The following is a 16,251-nucleotide window of genomic DNA, read 5'->3' on the forward strand; positions in this document are numbered from 1 at the left end:
GGCTCACGATTGTGGATCCCGAAAGCTTACGTGAGTCTTCCTGGAAAATCGATTCCGTGCTGGCTAGCCGCCTTTTGGCCTCTGGCCCGAAAAATGCCGGGTCACCCATCGCTCGCACACCGTCCATAGGTCGGGCGCGCCCTTTTTGATGGCGGGGCCATATCGCGAGAAAACCTGCTCAAGCGACACGCCGCTCTCTGTCCAGGTCCCGCCGCCGGTATGGATGTTGATCAGCAGCGGTTGAAAACGGTCGAGGGCCTTCGCGAACTGCGCGTCATCGGTTTCCGCACGTTCGAATTCCTGCCACAGGCCCAGGAATTCGTCGCGTTGCGCCTGCGGTAGCAGGCCAAACAGCCGCGTTGCCGCCTGGGACTCGCGTTCGGCCTGCCGTTGTGCGGAATGCCCGCCGTGGATCGGCGTGTCTCCGACGTCGATCTCGACGACGTCATGCAGCAAGAGCATTTGCATGACCCGGTTGATATTGACCGACCCGGCGGCGTACTCGCCGAGGACAAGGGCGTACATCGCCAGGTGCCAGGAGTGTTCGGCGGTGTTTTCCTTTCGGCTGCCATCAAGCAGCGGCGATTGCCGGATGACTGTCTTCAGCCGGTCGATCTCCCGCAGGAAATCCAGCTGCTTTTCCAGTGCCGTCGTTTGCATCATCTTGCCCGTCCAGAGGTTTTCCGCCCTCAAGTGTACGGAACGGCGTCGCACGGGCGGGGCGCCGGCCCCGGCGGTTCAGTGCGCTTGGGCGGCAGGTTGGGCCGGGGCTTGGGCTTGCTTGACCGGCGTCTGCTGCGGCGCGATGTCCATGATCAGTTCAACCCGGCGGTTGGCGGCGCGCCCGGCTGGCGTGTCGTTGGACTCGATGGGCCGGGTTTCGGCGTAGCCCACGGCACGCAGCCGCTGGGCCGACACGCCGTCGCGCACCAGTTCACGCAGCACGCTGGTGGCGCGGCTGCTGGACAGTTCCCAGTTGGAGGCGAATTGCCGGGTCTGGATCGGCACCGGGTCGCTATGGCCTTCCACCGACACCTGGTATTCGTTCTTCGTCAGGATGGCGGCCAGGCGCTTGATGACATCCAGGCCGGCAGGGCTGAGCGTGGCTTGGCCCGAGGGGAACAGCAGTTCGTTGCTGATGCGGAAGCTTACGGACTGCTCGTTGATGATCACGTCCACCGACTTGCCCAGGTCGCCCAGGCCCAGCGATTCCTTGGAGGGCGCCTTCAGCGGCGGGGCGGCGTCGGCCACTTTCACGCCGTCGTCGGCGGGCGGCGCTTCGGCGGCCGGGGCGTCAGCGGGCGGTTCGGCCCAGCTGGCAGGAATCGGCGTGGCGTCGAATTCGGCGTATTCGCCGTCGTACTTGGGCAGGCCGCTTGTGGCCAGCGTGCCGACCAGCTCGACCGGCGTATCGGAGGCGGCAGGCGCCTGGCCGTGCAGGCGCGCCACGGCCAGCATCACCACCAGCATGGCCAGCAGCAGGGTGATCAGGTCCAGATAGCTCAGCAGCCAGTTCTCGGAGTCCTGTTCCACGGTTTCTTCGACGTGCCAGCGGGCGTAACGATCCTTGCGGTCGGTCTGGCTGGGGCGCCAGCCGCTGTTGTCCGCCGCTTTCTGGGCGCGTAACTGGGCCTGGCGGGCCTGCTCGATCCGCTGCGCCAGGGAGGGGGAAATCAGGCTCATTGACGCGCGGCGGCCGGACGGGTGATGGAGACGGGTTGGGCGGCGGGTTTGACCTGGCCTTCCGTCTTGGGTTTGGGCTGCGTCGTGGCGGCCAGGCCGCCGTCGTAGATTTCGTCTTCGACGTGCATGACGAAGGAATTCAGGGTCTCGCGCACGACCGCCGGGCCGCGCTTTTCGCACATCATCGAGATGCCCTGCAGCACCATGTTCATGGATTCGATGCGGCGGGCGGTGCGGCGTTCAAGCTTCAAGGCGATGGGCTTGCAGACCAGGTTGGCCAGCAGGATGCCGTAGAACGTCGTCATCAGGCCCACGGCCAGATGCTGGCCGATCATCGTCATGCTGCCGTCGCCCAACACCGCCATCAGGTTGATCAGGGCGACCAGCGTGCCCAGCATGCCGAAGGCCGGGGCGAAGGTGGCCATCACGCGGAACATCTGCGCTTCAGCCTGTTCGCGGGCGCGCAGCCGGGCGACACGCCACTGCAGCACCTCGATGATCTGGTCTTCGGGGGTGTTGTCGATGATCAGCTGCACGCCCGTGCGCAGGAACGGGTTCGAGACCTTCTTTAGCTCTTGCTCGACCTTGTGGACGTCGGTGTTCATCCACAGTTGCGCCATCGACACCAGTTCTTCGATGTCGCGTTGCTGGTCGTGCTGGTCGTTGCGGAACACGGTGCGCACCAGCTTGAAGATGCGCAGCACTTCAGGCAGCGGGTAGGCGATGAACAGCGCGGCGCAGGTGCCGCCCAGGACGATGGCCAGGCCAGGCAGGTTGAAGTACATGCTGGCGTCGGTGGCGGACAGCGCGACGACGATCAGCAGGGTAAGCAGGCCGACGACGGCGCCGATGACGGAAGACGGATTCATGGATCTTGCCCGAAAGGGAAGGCACCCCGTACGCGGAATGCCGGATTTTCGGGAAATTCTAGCCAGGACCCGCGCGAGTCAATCCGCCGGAAAAGAGGGCGAAAGGGCCGGTAAGCGCCGGCTTAACGGGTTGGTCAGCGAAAGGGCGGCTCCAGGATAAAAATGGGGCCACATCCGTTCGCTCAGATTCGCCCGCTCAGGCTGGGCGCCGGCGCCACGCTTGCCATTCATCCCGGGTGATTTCCCAGATTTCCGCGGGCTGGCGGCCACTGACGAAGCCGCGTTCTTCGATGCCCACGACGCGCATCCCGCCGCGTTCTGAAATCTTGCGGGATCCGCTGTTGGCGACGGCCTTGGGCGCCCGCAGGAGCGGCTTGCCCAGCACCTCGAACCAATAGGCGGTGACGGCGTCGCTGGCTTCGGTCATGTAGCCGCGGCCGTGGAAGTCCGGGGCCAGCCAGAAGCCGCGGTTGTTATGGGATTCGTCGTCCATCAGGCTGATGACGCCGATCAGGCGGTCGGGGGCGTCCAGCGTGCGTACGGTCCAATGCCATTGTTCGCCCCGGCGGATGGCCGGCAGCGCTACATGCTCGAGGTAGTCGTTTGCGCCGTTGTCCGGGTACGGCCAGGGCACCTGATCCGCCAGGAAACGCACGATCTCCCATTGCGGAAACACCCGCTGGATGGCGTCGGCATCCTCCATGCCAAGGGGCTGCAGGGTAAGGCGGCGGGTGGTCAGGGCGGGGTAGGACATGGGGCGGCTGAGGGCGGACGCGGGTGGGGCTGCGAAAGCGGCCGGCGGGTGGCGTAGCCGGATATGTATATCATGAGCGGTATCTGGCGGTCAGCCGCTACAGCCGCCGCAGCATTGGAGAACCACATGAATACCCCCAACGAAAACGTCAGCATGGCGCTTTTCTGCGACTTCGAGAACGTAGCGCTGGGTGTGCGCGACACGAAATACCAAAAATTCGACATCCGGCCTGTGCTGGAGCGCCTGCTGCTCAAGGGCAGCATCGTCGTCAAGAAAGCCTATTGCGACTGGGAGCGGTACAAGGAATTCAAGGCCCCCATGCACGAAGCCAATTTCGAGCTGATCGAGATTCCGCACGTGCGCCAGTCGGGCAAGAATTCGGCCGACATCCGCCTGGTCGTCGATGCGTTGGACTTTTGCTACACCAAGTCGCACGTCAACACGTTCGTGATCATCAGCGGCGATTCGGACTTTTCGCCGCTGGTGTCCAAGCTGCGCGAAAACAACAAGAAGGTCATTGGCGTGGGCGTCAAGCAATCCACGTCCGACCTGCTGATCGCCAATTGCGACGAATTCATCTTCTATGACGACCTGGCCCGCGAAGGCCAGCGCACCGCCGACGCGCGGCGCGACAACCGGGGCGGCGCCAACACCGGCCAGCGCCGGACGCCGGACGAAGAGCGCCGCCGCAAGGAAGAGCTCGAGGCCCGCAAGACCCAGGCCGTGGAAATGGTCGTCGAGACCTTCGAGGCGCTGATGGCCGAACGCGGCGACAGCGGCAAGATCTGGGCGTCGGCGCTGAAGGATGCGCTCAAGCGCCGCAAACCGGATTTCAACGAGTCGTACTACGGCTTTCGCGCCTTCGGCAATCTGCTGGACGAAGCGCAGTCGCGCGGCTTTCTGGACGTCGGCCGTGAAGAGAAGTCCGGCACCTATGTCTATCGCGACAGCGCCGACAGCGGCGACAGCGCGCCGGCCGTGAACCGCTCGGGCGGCCATGGCGGGTCCCGTTCCGCGCAAGGCCGCCAGGCGGCGCCGGCTGAGGCCGAAGCCGACGATACGCAAGCCGGCGTGGTGCAAGAGGAAGCCAATCCGCGCCCCTCCCGCAAGTCGCGCGGCGGCCGCAAGTCGGGTCGGGGCGCCAGCCAGCATGCGGAAGCTGCGGTGGCTGAGCCGTCGGACACGGCATTTAATGAGCCGGCCACGGCATCCGCCGAGCCCCAAGCCGCGGCAGTGGCGCCGCCGGCCGCAGCGTCCGAGGCCCCGGCCCAGGCCGGTAGACAGGCAGAAGCCGACCAACAGGCGGAGGCCGACAAGCAGGTGGCCGCCGCCAAGCAAGCGCAAGCCGATAAGGAAACCGCCAAGAAACTGGCCGAGGAAGCGGCCGCGCTGGAGGCCATGCGCGCGGATGCGCTGGCCCGCGCGCAGGCGCCCAAGCCGGTCCAGGCCTCGCGGCTGCCGCCCATGCCCACGCCGTTGCCGCAGGCTCGCCAGCCGCTGCCGGCCGTGGACATCGCCGAATGGACCTTTGTCGAACCTGCCGAGCAACCGCGCCGCGAGCCCGCCAGCAAGGTGCCCGCCAAGGCGGCGGATCCGTTCGCCGGCGCCCCGGCCAGGCAGGTTGAGGAGGCGCCGGCCAGCCCGGCGGTCAAGCGTGCCGCCACCCGTGGCCGCAGCGCCACCAAGACGGCCGCAACCAAGGGCGGCGACCGCGACATGGGCCGGACTGCGCAGGCTAACGCTGGCGAACCGGCCAAGGCGGTGGAGGCCGCTGCGCCGCAAGCTGAAACCGCTACCGAGGTGGCCGCCAAGCCCGCCCGCAAGACGGCCAGCAAGACGGCCAGCAAGACCGCGAGCCGTCCGCGCCAATCGCGCAAGACGGCCGCCTCGGAATCCTGAGGCCCCGCGGGTTCAGATCGCCGGGTCGCGGTAGCGGCCCGGCGTCACGCCCAATTCGCGTTTGAACATGGCGATGAACGCGCTGACATTGTCGTAGCCCAGATCCAACGCTACGGTAGTGACCGGCGCGCCGGCCGCCAGCATTTCCTGCGCCCGCATCAGGCGGGCGTGCTGGCGCCATGCGCCGAGCGTCATGCCGGTCTCGGCCTGGAAGCGGCGCGCCACCGTCCGCGGCGCCATGCCTATCGCGTTGGCCCATGCGTCCAGCTGCCGGGTGTCGGACGGCTCGTCCGACAGCGCCAACGCCAGGCGCCGCAGCCGTTGGTCGCGCGGCAGCACCAGCGCCGCGCCCGCTCGTGGCAGCGTGCGGATTTCGTCCCGGATCAATGCTTCGATGTGGCGGCGCGCCGTAACGCGTGCGCCGGCTTCCCACGATGCCGCGCGGTCCACGGCGGCCAACAGCAATGCGGAAGCGCGCAGCAGGCAGGGCGAGGCGGGTAGTCCGGCGCAGGCGGCCGGGCTCAGGTAGGCGCTGTAGCCGGCATAAGGGCCATGCGAGCGCAGGCCATGCGGGTGGTCGGGCGGAATCCAGACGGCGTGCAGGGACGGCACCACCCATTGCTGCTCCCCCGCGTAGACGGTCAACAAGCCCTGATAGGCGCCCAGCAATTGCCCCCGCGCGTGCCGATGCATGGCCGTGTCGCGCAATGCGCCGTCTGCGCGGCGGACGGCGATCAGAGGGGGGCCGTGCCGCGAACGGGCGCGTTCGGGCGCGAGCAAGGGCGGGGGCGGAGCCAAGATTTTCATGTGGCCGAAATACCGTATTGAATGTCAGAAACACCGCAGAAATGCCAGTCGGCAACGTCTATCGTAGCGCTTGTGCCCAACACTCAGGAGCGAACCATGCAAGCACAGGACGTTTTGCCGGACGGCGTAGACCAAGGAGACTTCAACGGCGTAACCGTACGCAAGGGGACGGTGGGCGCTTTCCTGGCGAACGCGCGGGTGTGCCTGGACTCCCAGGCGGCGCAACAGGCGGTGGACGCGGCCCGGCGCGATATCCAGGACGCGCTGCCGGCGCTGCGGGCGTTGGGCCTGTTCGAGATCCTGCAGGTCAAGGATGCGGCGTTACGCGCCTGGATGCTGGCGGTGGAAAGCGGCGTGGACCAAGGCAAGTAGGCGGGCAAAAGTGCAGGGCGCCGGTGGACTATGATTCCACGTTTTGGGCCTGCGCCGCGGTGTTCGGGCCGCCCCTTGGCTTTCTGGCTGCCGGATTTTCCATGCAATACGTATTGATCAGTTCCTGCCTGCTTGGCAATCCCGTCCGCTACGACGGGCGCGGCGTGCCGAACGGCGACGCCGTGCTGGCGCAATGGCTGGCCGAAGGCCGCGTCGTGCCGGTCTGTCCGGAGGTGGCCGGGGGCATGCCCATTCCCCGGCCGCCTGCCGAGATCGAACCCGGCAAGGGGGCCGCAGCGGTGCTGGATGCTGGCGCCCGAGTCGTGGCGGTGACGGGCGAAGACGTCACGCTGCCGTTCGTGCAGGGCGCCCAGGCGGCGTTGGCGGCGGCGCGGGAGCGCGGCATCCGTCTCGCCGTGCTCAAAGAAGGCAGCCCGTCCTGCGGCAGCGGCTATGTGTACGACGGCCATTTCGCGGGCCGCCGCCAGCCGGGCGTGGGCGTGACGGCGGAGTTGCTGACGCGGGCGGGCGTGCAGGTCTTCAGCGAAAAGCAATGGGGCGAGGCTCAGGCCTTTCTTGCGCAATGGGAGGCGCAGCATGTGGATTAGCGCGGGCGTCGGGGTCCTGGCGCTGCTGGCAGTCCTGGTGCTGACCGGGCGGCTCGGGTCGCCCGCCGGGCGGTCCGGCGCCGTTGCCAGCGGCCGCCGGTGGCCGGCGCGTGTCGCCGCCGCGCTGTGCCTGCCGCTATCCGCGTTCTTCTACTACGTCTGGTACGCGTTCTACCTGAAGTGGGATTTCAACGAACTGGGCCGTTACTACGATCCCGACGACCAGGTGGTCTACACGTCGTCGGGATTTGTCTGGGTGGTGCCGGCGACCCTGCTGCTGGCCGCTGGGCTGCTTTGCGCCTGGCGCGGCTGGCGCCGCTGACCCCGACGCGCGCCAGGGCGAATCACTCGCTGCGGATGTTCGCGGCCTTTACGATCTTGCCGTTGTCGGTGTATTCCCGCTGCACCTGTTGCGCGAATTGCTCGACGCTGCCGGGCGACATGATGTTCAAGGCATCGGTCAGCGGCTTGCTGATGTCAGGCATGGCGGCGACCTTGTTGATGACGGTGTTCATGCGTCGTCGGAAATCGGCGCTGGATGTGCCCGGAGCGAAAAAGCCGAAGGTGGACGTCATGTTGGCCATGGGATAACCCAGTTCGGCAAAGGTCGGCGCGTCCGGCCGGCCGGGCAGGCGGGCGGGCGAGCCCACCGCCAGCAGCTTGAGCTTGCCTTCGTCGATCAGCGTGTTGACGGGGGCGGACGCGTTGACCAGCATCAGCGTGAACTGGCCGCCCAGGGCGTCCGGCACCATCTGCGCCATGCCCTTGTAGGGGACGTGGGTGATGCGTACCTTGGCCTGGCCGTTGATCTGCTCCAGCATCAGGTGCCCCAGCGACCCGACGCCGGCTGTCGCCAGCGACAGCCCGTCGGGGTCCGCCTTGGCCTGGTCCAGCATGTCCTTGAAATCCTTGCCCGTGAATTTCGGGCCGCCCACCAGGTACACGGGCGAATACATCACGGCGGCCACCGGCGCCAGGTCCTTCAGCGGGTCGTACAGCGTTTTCATGACGTGCGGCGACAGCGTGACCGGGCTGACGGCAGTAAAGCCCAGCGTGTTTTCATCGTGGGCGCGGGCCACGCTGTTCATGCCGATCATGCCGCCTGCGCCTCCGCGGTTTTCAACGACGACGGGCCGGCCGAGTTCGGCGGCCAGCTTCTGCGCAAAGGCGCGCGCGGTGTTGTCGACGATGCCGCCCGCGCCATACGGCACGATGATGGTCATGGCTTGCGGCTTGGTATCGGCTTGGGTTTGAGCTTGCGCGTCGACGGTGAACGAGACGGCGCATAACGCGCTGACGGCGCACAGACCGGCTAGCCGCTTGAACTTCAACATGGCTTCCCCTTGTTGCGCGGCTGCATGGCCGCGCGTGATGATGGCGGTCTAAAGCAACGCGCCGGCATGCAGTGTGTGCAGGCCGGCGCGTGGGGGCAATCGGGAAAGCCCGGGGTTGCTTGCGGTCTCAGTTGGCGCGGTAGCCCCGGCTGGTCATGCAGGAATCCAGCGAACGGTTGTACGTGTCTACCATCACCTGCGTGGTCCATTGCGAAATGGTGGCTGGGTCGTAACCGCTTTGGTTCATGGCCCAGCGCTGGCATTCGCTGGTGGCGTTGGCCTGGGCTGAATTGACCTTGGGCGCCGATTCATATTGCACGGGCGCGTATTGCGGCTGCGGTTGCGCGTAGGCAACGGGCGGGGCGCTGTAGACGGGGGGGGCTTCGTAGACGGGCGCGGCATACACCGGCGGGCTCGTATAAGCCACGCCCGGCGAGGCATACACGCCAGTCTGCACATAATTGGGGCCAGAGTCAGCCGCCAGCAACAGGCCGACCGCCGCCAACGCGAAGGCGCCGCCCACCCACCAGCCCGCCGAGCTGCTGCCGCCGCCGCCATGGTGGTGATAGTTATTACCGCCGTGATAGCCGCCGTGGTAGCCGCCGCCATAGCCGCCGCCACCATAACCGCCGCCACCCCAACCGCCCCCGCGTCCGCCAGCCATCACGGGCGCGCTTGCAACGGCAAGCGCCAACGCCACGACAACCATCCGGCCTGTAAACCGCTTCATGATCTTGCTCCTGAGTCGCCTCGCACCAGCCTCTATAAGAGACCCACGGCGATAGCGTTACTTTACTGCTGCGCGAGCACCAAAATATGTTGCAAACGCTACGGTCATTTCAAGTGACTTCAGGGCCTGTCGCACGACCGCGATTCGCCGGGCGGCAGTTGCACGATCAGTGTGTCGTCGAATTGCGACGCCGCATTGTTCAGGGTTTCGTAAGTCTCGTAGCCCGTCTTCTCAATGCACCAATTCCAAAAATAGATTTCGGAACCGTGCAGCATCAACGATTCAACGCGCCATTCCGTTTGCGCGGAGAAACTTGCCTTGCCGGTCGGCATCGTCCGCACTTCCAGGCGCGATCGTTCCCGGCCGTAGGGATAGGAGCTGCTGATAAGAACGACACGCGCGTCGCTCAGGGGCTGCGACTGCGTGTCCATCACGGTGACGCGCGCGGCGGGCTGCATCGTCTTGTAGACCGGGTAGGGCACACACCCCGGGGCGGTGGCGGCAAGCGCGGCCGCCATCATTGGCTGCCAGGTGCGCCATGCGCACAACGTTTGTATCAATGTTGACATCAAGTGGAAAGGCAGGCCTGAGAAAAACTGGCGGAAAGCCAGGAAGGGTAGTACTTTCTCGCGATGATTACGGCACGACCCTCTTCTTTATTGCAAGACAAGCGGCTCACGAAAGGTGAACGCACTCGGTTACAGCTTCTGCAGGTCGCCGCGGCGGAGTTCGCCGAGCGCGGATTCCAGCAAACGCGGATCAGCGACATCGTCGCCCGCGCCGGCGTGACCCAGCCTGTCTTTTATCAATACTTCTCAAGCAAGCAAGCGGCCTACGACGAACTGGTCGGCATGTTCGCGCAGCGCTTGCGGCAGGCCATCAGCCTGGCGCGTCTGCCTGCCGACCTGGACGGCACGCAAATGTCGGACCGAATCCGCCGTGGGGTCCGCGGCCTGCTTGCCATCTTGCAGGAAGATCCCAACCTGACGCGCATCGGCTTCTTCCAGGTGGCGGCGGCCGAAGCGCTGAAGGACGAGCTGGTGGCGATGATCGCCGACAACGTCCGCGCCGAACAACAGGCGGGGCTGTTCCGGGCGGCAATTCCGGCCGACTGGTTCGCGCAATCGCTGATGGGCATTATCGAGCGCTTCACGCGCCAGATGCCGGACGCCGCGCAGCAGCAGGCGTTGGCGGAATTCATCACCGACCTGCTATTGGACGGCATACAGGACCCGGACCCGGATCGCCAACGCGACCGGCAACCGCCACGCCAAGCCTCCTAGCCGGAGGCTTTTTTTTTGGCCGCCGCCGTCGCGCCTCAAGGTTATTCGACCCGCGCCCCGGATGCTGAAACCAGCTTGCCGGCGGCTTCCCAATCCGCCTTCAACAGGTCCTGGAACTGTTCGGGGGACTTGGCTTCGGCTTCGACGCCCAGCGATGCCAGGCGAGCTTGCACCTTGGGGTCGGCCAGCACCTTGTTGACGGCGGCGTTGATCTTGGCGCGTTCGGCCGGCGGCAAGCCGGCGGGCGCCAGCAGGCCCAGCCACGAATCGAAGGCGTAGCCCGGCAAGCCGCTTTCGGCGACGGTGGGCAGGTCGGGCGCAAAGCGCGAACGCGTTTTGCCGGTATAGGCCAGGAACGTCACGCGCGGGTCGTTGCGATAGGCCGTGACGCCGATGGTGGCGGCGGTGACGGCCTGCACGCGTCCGGCCAGCAGTTCCGTGACGGCGTCGCCCGTGGACTTCATCGGGATGTGCTGCATCTGGACGCCGGCGGCGGTCAGGAACGACGCCATGCCCAGATGGGAGGCGCTGCCGTTGCCGGCCGAGGCGTAGTCGTAAGCGCCCGGCTTCGCTTTCACGGCCTGGATGAATTCAGCCGTGTTCTTCACCTGCAAGCCGGCGGACGCCAAGATGATGTAGCCGGTGTTGCCCAGGTACGCGACCCCCGTGAAGTCCTTGTAGGGGTCGTAGCTGAGGTTCTTGTACAGATAGCCGGCGATGTTGTGGCTGGCCGCGGCCAGCACCAAGGTGCTGCCGTCCGGCGTGGCGCGGGCCACTTGCGAGGTGCCCACGGTGCCGCCTGCGCCGGCCCGGTTTTCCACCACGATGGACGCGTTCAAGGCCTGGCCCAGTTCGTCGCTGATGGCCCGGGCGATGGTGTCCTGGACGGCGCCGGTGCCGTAAGGGACGACGATGCGGATGACGCGTTGTTCGGCATGGGCGGCGCCGACGCCGGCGATGGCCAGCGTCAGGGCAAACAGGGTGGTGCGGCGTACAGCTTGGAAGGGAAAGGGCATGAAAGCGGCTCGTATCGGGGGCGCGCGCTGGCGGACTGCCGGCGCGACGGGACGGCGTTGGACTCTAATGATTCAGGCCGCCCGCGCCAACGATTTATTCCCCGCTTGCATATAGCTGCAGGGGATATGGCCATGCCCGCCCCCGCCCGGGTCACGCCCAGGTTTCGTGCAGATGCGCCCATTGCGGCAGGCCGTCCGCGCCGCCGGTGAACAGGACGGTCGCGCGCCGCTGTGTCGCGCCTGTGGTCCAGGCGTGCCGTTCGCGGTAGCTCAGCAGCACCGAAGCCGTGTCCGCATGCCGTACCGTCATTTCGTCGATGTCGATCTTCAGGCCCGGACGCGCGCCGCGCAGACCGGCGAACAAGGCCGGCAACGCGTTCGCGGCCAGACGCTGGCCGTCGGTGGCGACCATGGTGAAGCCGGGCGCAAAGCGCGACAGCAGGTCGGCCAGTACGTGGTCCGGCGCGTCGGGCTGGCCGATCCATTGTTCGATCAGGGCGTGGGCGGCCAGCGTCAGGCGCAGGCAGGGGGTAGACAGGTCCATCATGGCGGGCTTCAAAGACGATAAGGAGCGCCATTCTAGGTAGGCCGCTGTTCTGAAAGAAGGCCGAATGGCTAGATATACTGTTCGTGTTTTTTTGACAATTGGATCCTCCCGTGATCAACCTGAATCGTCTGGGGATGTTCGTCGCCGTCGTCGAAGCCGGCTCGTTCACGGCGGCTGCCGACACGCTGGGCACGACCAAAGCGGTCCTGAGCTTCAACCTCAAGCAGCTGGAACAAGAGCTGGGGGTGGCGCTATTGACCCGCAGCACCCGGCGGCTGGCGTTGACCGAGGCCGGCGAAGGATTCCATGCGGAATGCGCGCGCCTGCTGCGCGAGGCCGAAGCGGCCGTGGATCAGGCGCGGTCGGGGCAGGCCGCGTTGTCGGGCAGCTTGCGCGTGACCGCCACGGTGGATTACGGCAACCGTATCGTGGCGCCCGCGCTGGCGGCCTTCGCGCGGCGGCATCCCGCGTTGCGGGTCAGCTACCAGGCCAGTTCCGCGCACGCCGACCTGATCGGCGACCGGCTGGACCTGGCGATCCGTGTCGGGATGCTGGCCGATTCCAGCTATCGCGCCACGCCGATCGGGCAATTCAAGTTGGTGGTTGTGGCCAGCCCGGCGTTGCTGGCGGAGCACGGCGCGCCGCGCACACTTGAGGCCTTGGCTGCGATGCCCTGGCTGGCCAACCGCCCGGCGCGCCGCGCCCAGTGGCGCCTGACCGATGGCAGGGGGCGTGAGCACGCGTTGCGTGTCGCGCCGGTGGCGCATGCCGACACGGCGTCGGCGTTGCTGGCGTTTGCCGAAGCCGGCTGCGGGGTGGCCGCGCTGCCGGACTGGCTGCTGGAAGAACCGTTGGCGCGGGGGAGGTTGCAGCGGGTGCTGCCGACGATGTCGCTGCCGCCGCAACCGGTGTATGCCGTCTACCCCGACACCCGCCACGTCAGCGCGAAGGTCCGGCGCTTTATCGATTTCCTGCGAGCGCCGGACCAGCCTTAGCGCGCGACCGCAGGCGTGCCGCCTGCGCCCAGGTCCCAGTACAGCCCGGTCATCAGCCCCAGCGCCTGGCGCAGCAACTCTGGCGGCAGGTGTTCGTTGGGCGCATGCTGCGAGCAGCCCGGATACGAGTGCGGCACCCAGATCGTGCGCAAGCCCAATACGTCGGTGAAGATGTCGTTGGGCAGCGATCCGCCCAGATTGGGCAACAGCGCGGTTTTTTCGCCGGAGGTGCGTTCCAGAGAATCCACCGCCCATTGCACCCAGGCGTCGTCGGGATCGATGCGGGTGGCGCAGAACATGGATTCACGCGTGAGTGCGATCTTGACCATCGGGAAGCCCTGGCGGTCCAGATGCCGGCGCAGCGCGGGGATCAGGTCGTCCGGGTCCACGCCCACCACGAAGCGCAGTTGGCAGCGTGCCCAGGCGCGCGGCGGGATCGCGTTGACGGGCGTTTCCGGGTTGCCCGTCTTGTAGGCCAGGACTTCGAAGGAACACCAGCCGAACACCCGTTCGGCCGGCGATAAACCGGGTTCGCCCCATTCCGGTTCGATTTCCGGGCCGTCCGCGCCACCGTCGACCTGGCAGTCGGCCAGCGCGCGGCGCACGGCGGCCGGCAGTTCGGCCGGCACCCATTCCGGGATGCGGATCTGCCCGGTGGGCGAGACGAGGGTGGCGATGGCGTGCGCCAATTGGATGCCGGGGTTGGAGATCAGCCCGCCCCAGTTGCCGGAGTGATGGCCGCCAGCGCGCGCCTCGATGCTCAGGTCGAAGTTCAGGCTGCCGCGCGCGCCCAGGAAGATGGTGGGGCGCTTGGCGGCCAGGCGCGGGCCGTCGGAGGCGATCAGCAGGTCGGCGGCCAGCATGTCGCGGTGCTCGGCGCACAACTCGCGCAGCCCCATCGAGCCGGTCTCTTCGCCCATTTCAATCAGGTACTTGGCGTTGAAGCCGAGCTTGCCGCGCGTTTCCAGCACCAGCCGAAGCGCCTCCATGTTGATCGTGTGCTGGCCCTTGTTGTCGGCGATGCCGCGACCGTACCAGCGGCCCTCTGTCTCGGTCAGCGCCCATGGCGACAGGCCCTCTTTCCATTCCTTTTCCAGTCCGCGGATGACGTCGCCGTGCCCGTATCCCAGCACGGTGGGCAGGGCGGGGTCTTCGATGCGCTCGGCATACAGGAAAGGCGCCAGCGCCTTCGGATGGGTCAACGTGCGGCAGGTGAATCCCAAGGCCTCGAATGCGGGGCGGATCTCGGATTCCAGGTAGTCGGCCAGCACGGCCGCGCGGTCCGGGTTCTGGCTTTCCGTTGGCAGCGCGAGCCGGCGCGCCAACAGCGCGCGGAACGCGCCCGAATCAAAACAGTGTTCCGCTTGGGCGATGGCTTGCTCACGGGTCATGATGGTCGGGCTCCGTCGGGATGAGAGGAAGAGGTCGGGTACAGGTGGCAGGCCACCACGGATTCGTCGCGCCGCGCCAGCGCCGGGCGGTCGGTCTTGCATTGCGCCATGGCGTATTGGCAGCGCGGATGGAAGGGGCAGCCCGCCGGCGGATGCAGCGGGTCGGGAAACGACAGGCCCAGCCCCATGTCGGGGATGCCAAGACCGGGCTCGGGCGTCAGCACCGATGCCAGCAGCGCCTGGGTGTAGGGGTGGCGCGGGTCATGGAACAGTTGCGCCGTGGGGGAAGACTCCACGACGCGGCCCAGGTACATCACCGCGACGTGCGTGGCGATATGCTCCACCACCGCCAGGTTATGGCTGATGAAGACGTAGGTCAGGTTGAACTCGCGCCGCAGGTCCATCAGCAGGTTCATGATCTGCGCCTGCACCGAGACGTCCAGCGCCGAGGTGGGTTCGTCGCAGATGACGATCTCGGGGTGCATGACCAGCGCCCGGGCGATGGCCACGCGTTGCCGCTGTCCGCCGGACAATTGCCCCGGCGTGTTGTGCGCCAGGCGCGGCGGCAGCCCGACCCGTTCCAGCATCTCGATCGCCCTATGCAGCTTGGGGTTGGGGATGCCGTGCACCTCCAGCGGCAACGACACGATCGACGCGATGGAGCGGCGCGGGTTCAAGGACGAATACGGGTCCTGGAAGATCGGCTGCACCCGGCGGGCGAGCGCGCGGCGGTCCATCTGCCGGATGTCCCGGCCGTCCAGCTTGATGGCGCCTTCGGTGGGGGGCGTCAAGCCCAGCAGCATGCGGGCCAGCGTGGACTTGCCGCAACCGGATTCGCCCACGATGCCCAGCACCGCGCCGCGTTCGACGGCGAGATCCACGCCGTTGACGGCATGCAGCGTGCTGCGCGGGCGGAATAGCCCAGCGCGGATCGAGAACTGCCGGCTGACGGCGTCGGCTTGCAAGAGCGCGGTCATGCCGGGACTCCTTCCTCTTGGCGGATGCAGCGCCATTGCTGTTCGGGCGGGTGGCCGTAGACGGGGATCGTGTCGCGGCACTGGGGCTCGGCATAGCGGCACCGGTCGGCGAAGGCGCAGCCGCGCAGGTCGCCTACCAGCGACGGCACGACGCCGGGGATGGTGCCCAGCGATTCGCCGGGCGGCGTGCGGCCGGGAACGGGGATACAGCCCAGCAGCCCCTGCGTGTAGGGGTGGCGCGGGGTGGCGAAGATGCTTTCAACCGGGCCTTCCTCGACGATCTGGCCCGCATACATCACGGCGACTTGCCGCGCGATGCGCGCCACCACGCCCAGGTCATGGGTGATCAGCACCATGGCGATGCCCAGTTCGGCCTGCAAGTCGGCCAAGAGGCGCAGGATCTGCGCCTGGATGGTGACGTCCAGCGCCGTGCTGGGCTCGTCGGCGATGAGCAGTTCAGGGCCGCACATCAGCGCCATCGCGATCATCACGCGCTGGCGCAGGCCGCCGGACAACTGGTGCGGGTACTGCGTCAGCCGCTGGCCGGCGGACGCGATGCCGACTTTCTCCAGCAGCTCGACGGCGCGGTCGCGCGCCTGCTGCTTGGTGGCATGGCGGTGATGGATGTAGTGTTCGGTGAGTTGTTCGCCGATGGCGTAGGCGGGGTTCAATGCCGTCATCGGTTCCTGGAAGATCATCGCCATCTTGCTGCCGCGCAAGGCGTTGATGCGGCGGCCGCGCGCGGCCGACAGGTCTTCGCCCAATACCGACAGCCGGCGCGTGCTGCGCTGGGCGGCCTTGGGCAGCAGCCCCATGATGGCCAGCGAGGTCATCGACTTGCCGCAGCCGGATTCGCCCACCAGGCACAGCGTTTCGCCACGCCGCACCTGGAAGGACACGTCGCGCACCGCATGCAGGGGCCCGCGCGGCGTGGCGATGTCGACCGTCAGTCCTTGCACGTCCAGGACGATTTCGTTGTCGTTCAT

19 protein-coding genes are annotated in these 16,251 nt (G+C 67.0%); 6 read left to right on the top strand and 13 right to left on the bottom strand.

The window, feature by feature from the left end:
- Positions 1-63: 63 nt before the first annotated feature.
- The 4 genes from ACO6D5_RS20280 to ACO6D5_RS20295 form a co-directional block, all read right to left on the bottom strand.
- Positions 64-660: an HD domain-containing protein gene (locus tag ACO6D5_RS20280; protein ID WP_485826377.1), complete on the bottom strand. Its 597-nt coding sequence runs from the start codon at positions 658-660 to the stop codon at positions 64-66.
- A gap of 78 nt (positions 661-738) precedes the next feature.
- Positions 739-1,683: an OmpA/MotB family protein gene (locus ACO6D5_RS20285; protein ID WP_315845810.1), complete on the bottom strand. Its 945-nt coding sequence runs from the start codon at positions 1,681-1,683 to the stop codon at positions 739-741.
- Positions 1,680-2,552 carry a motility protein A gene (locus ACO6D5_RS20290; RefSeq protein ID WP_006224372.1) on the bottom strand — a complete coding sequence of 291 codons (873 nt, stop codon included), beginning with the start codon at positions 2,550-2,552 and terminating at the stop codon, positions 1,680-1,682. Before ACO6D5_RS20290 ends, ACO6D5_RS20285 begins: the two co-directional genes overlap by 4 nt.
- Before the next feature lie 196 nt (positions 2,553-2,748).
- The gene (locus ACO6D5_RS20295; RefSeq protein ID WP_485826349.1) at positions 2,749-3,306 is read right to left on the bottom strand and encodes a GNAT family N-acetyltransferase; all 558 of its coding nucleotides are present in this window, start codon (positions 3,304-3,306) and stop codon (positions 2,749-2,751) included.
- A gap of 126 nt (positions 3,307-3,432) precedes the next feature.
- On the opposite strand from ACO6D5_RS20295, the gene ACO6D5_RS20300 reads away from it, so the two are divergent.
- Positions 3,433-5,205: an NYN domain-containing protein gene (locus tag ACO6D5_RS20300; protein WP_485826350.1), complete on the top strand. Its 1,773-nt coding sequence runs from the start codon at positions 3,433-3,435 to the stop codon at positions 5,203-5,205.
- Positions 5,206-5,217: 12 nt separating this feature from the next.
- Here the strand turns inward: ACO6D5_RS20300 and ACO6D5_RS20305 are convergent, their stop codons facing one another.
- On the bottom strand, positions 5,218-6,012 hold the full coding sequence (locus ACO6D5_RS20305) for an AraC family transcriptional regulator (RefSeq protein ID WP_485826351.1): 795 nt from the start codon (positions 6,010-6,012) through the stop codon (positions 5,218-5,220).
- Between the two features lie 96 nt (positions 6,013-6,108).
- Here ACO6D5_RS20305 and ACO6D5_RS20310 point away from each other — a divergent pair, with 96 nt between their 5' ends.
- From ACO6D5_RS20310 to ACO6D5_RS20320, 3 genes are all read left to right on the top strand, one after another.
- Positions 6,109-6,384: a hypothetical protein gene (locus tag ACO6D5_RS20310; protein WP_485826352.1), complete on the top strand. Its 276-nt coding sequence runs from the start codon at positions 6,109-6,111 to the stop codon at positions 6,382-6,384.
- Positions 6,385-6,485: 101 nt separating this feature from the next.
- Positions 6,486-6,992: a 2-thiouracil desulfurase family protein gene (locus ACO6D5_RS20315; RefSeq protein ID WP_315845816.1), complete on the top strand. Its 507-nt coding sequence runs from the start codon at positions 6,486-6,488 to the stop codon at positions 6,990-6,992.
- On the top strand, positions 6,982-7,314 hold the full coding sequence (locus tag ACO6D5_RS20320) for a hypothetical protein (protein ID WP_315845817.1): 333 nt from the start codon (positions 6,982-6,984) through the stop codon (positions 7,312-7,314). The genes ACO6D5_RS20315 and ACO6D5_RS20320 overlap by 11 nt, the downstream gene beginning before the upstream one ends.
- Before the next feature lie 22 nt (positions 7,315-7,336).
- Here ACO6D5_RS20320 and ACO6D5_RS20325 read toward each other — a convergent pair whose 3' ends face one another.
- The 3 genes from ACO6D5_RS20325 to ACO6D5_RS20335 all read right to left on the bottom strand — a co-directional run bounded on the left by ACO6D5_RS20325 (position 7,337) and on the right by ACO6D5_RS20335 (position 9,577).
- Positions 7,337-8,326, bottom strand: a complete 990-nt coding sequence (locus ACO6D5_RS20325) for a Bug family tripartite tricarboxylate transporter substrate binding protein (protein WP_485826353.1) — start codon at positions 8,324-8,326, stop codon at positions 7,337-7,339.
- Positions 8,327-8,453: 127 nt separating this feature from the next.
- Positions 8,454-9,056 (bottom strand): hypothetical protein, encoded by a 603-nt coding sequence (locus tag ACO6D5_RS20330; protein ID WP_315845819.1) that lies wholly within the window; start codon positions 9,054-9,056, stop codon positions 8,454-8,456.
- Between the two features lie 119 nt (positions 9,057-9,175).
- Complete coding sequence (locus ACO6D5_RS20335; protein ID WP_485826354.1) at positions 9,176-9,577, bottom strand: carboxypeptidase regulatory-like domain-containing protein; 402 nt, start codon at positions 9,575-9,577, stop codon at positions 9,176-9,178.
- A gap of 111 nt (positions 9,578-9,688) precedes the next feature.
- Between ACO6D5_RS20335 and ACO6D5_RS20340 the strand changes: the two genes are divergently transcribed.
- The gene (locus tag ACO6D5_RS20340) at positions 9,689-10,339 is read left to right on the top strand and encodes a TetR family transcriptional regulator (protein ID WP_315845821.1); all 651 of its coding nucleotides are present in this window, start codon (positions 9,689-9,691) and stop codon (positions 10,337-10,339) included.
- Between the two features lie 41 nt (positions 10,340-10,380).
- On the opposite strand, the gene ACO6D5_RS20345 is transcribed toward ACO6D5_RS20340, so the two are convergent.
- Both ACO6D5_RS20345 and ACO6D5_RS20350 read right to left on the bottom strand, forming a co-directional pair.
- Positions 10,381-11,355: a Bug family tripartite tricarboxylate transporter substrate binding protein gene (locus ACO6D5_RS20345; RefSeq protein WP_485826355.1), complete on the bottom strand. Its 975-nt coding sequence runs from the start codon at positions 11,353-11,355 to the stop codon at positions 10,381-10,383.
- 151 nt (positions 11,356-11,506) lie between these two features.
- Positions 11,507-11,902: a hypothetical protein gene (locus ACO6D5_RS20350; protein ID WP_485826356.1), complete on the bottom strand. Its 396-nt coding sequence runs from the start codon at positions 11,900-11,902 to the stop codon at positions 11,507-11,509.
- 110 nt (positions 11,903-12,012) lie between these two features.
- Here ACO6D5_RS20350 and ACO6D5_RS20355 point away from each other — a divergent pair, with 110 nt between their 5' ends.
- Complete coding sequence (locus ACO6D5_RS20355) at positions 12,013-12,897, top strand: LysR family transcriptional regulator (RefSeq protein WP_485826357.1); 885 nt, start codon at positions 12,013-12,015, stop codon at positions 12,895-12,897.
- Here the strand turns inward: ACO6D5_RS20355 and ACO6D5_RS20360 are convergent.
- Genes ACO6D5_RS20360 through ACO6D5_RS20370 form a run of 3 tightly spaced genes read right to left on the bottom strand, consistent with a single transcriptional unit; the run spans position 12,894 to position 16,251 of the window.
- Positions 12,894-14,288: a M20 family metallopeptidase gene (locus ACO6D5_RS20360; RefSeq protein WP_485826358.1), complete on the bottom strand. Its 1,395-nt coding sequence runs from the start codon at positions 14,286-14,288 to the stop codon at positions 12,894-12,896. The two genes, ACO6D5_RS20355 and ACO6D5_RS20360, sit on opposite strands and share 4 nt — an antisense overlap.
- Positions 14,285-15,265 carry an ABC transporter ATP-binding protein gene (locus ACO6D5_RS20365; RefSeq protein WP_485826359.1) on the bottom strand — a complete coding sequence of 327 codons (981 nt, stop codon included), beginning with the start codon at positions 15,263-15,265 and terminating at the stop codon, positions 14,285-14,287. Before ACO6D5_RS20365 ends, ACO6D5_RS20360 begins: the two co-directional genes overlap by 4 nt.
- Positions 15,262-16,251 carry an ABC transporter ATP-binding protein gene (locus ACO6D5_RS20370; RefSeq protein WP_485826360.1) on the bottom strand — a complete coding sequence of 330 codons (990 nt, stop codon included), beginning with the start codon at positions 16,249-16,251 and terminating at the stop codon, positions 15,262-15,264. Before ACO6D5_RS20370 ends, ACO6D5_RS20365 begins: the two co-directional genes overlap by 4 nt.

The sequence above is a fragment of the Achromobacter sp. genome, assembly GCF_057314935.1.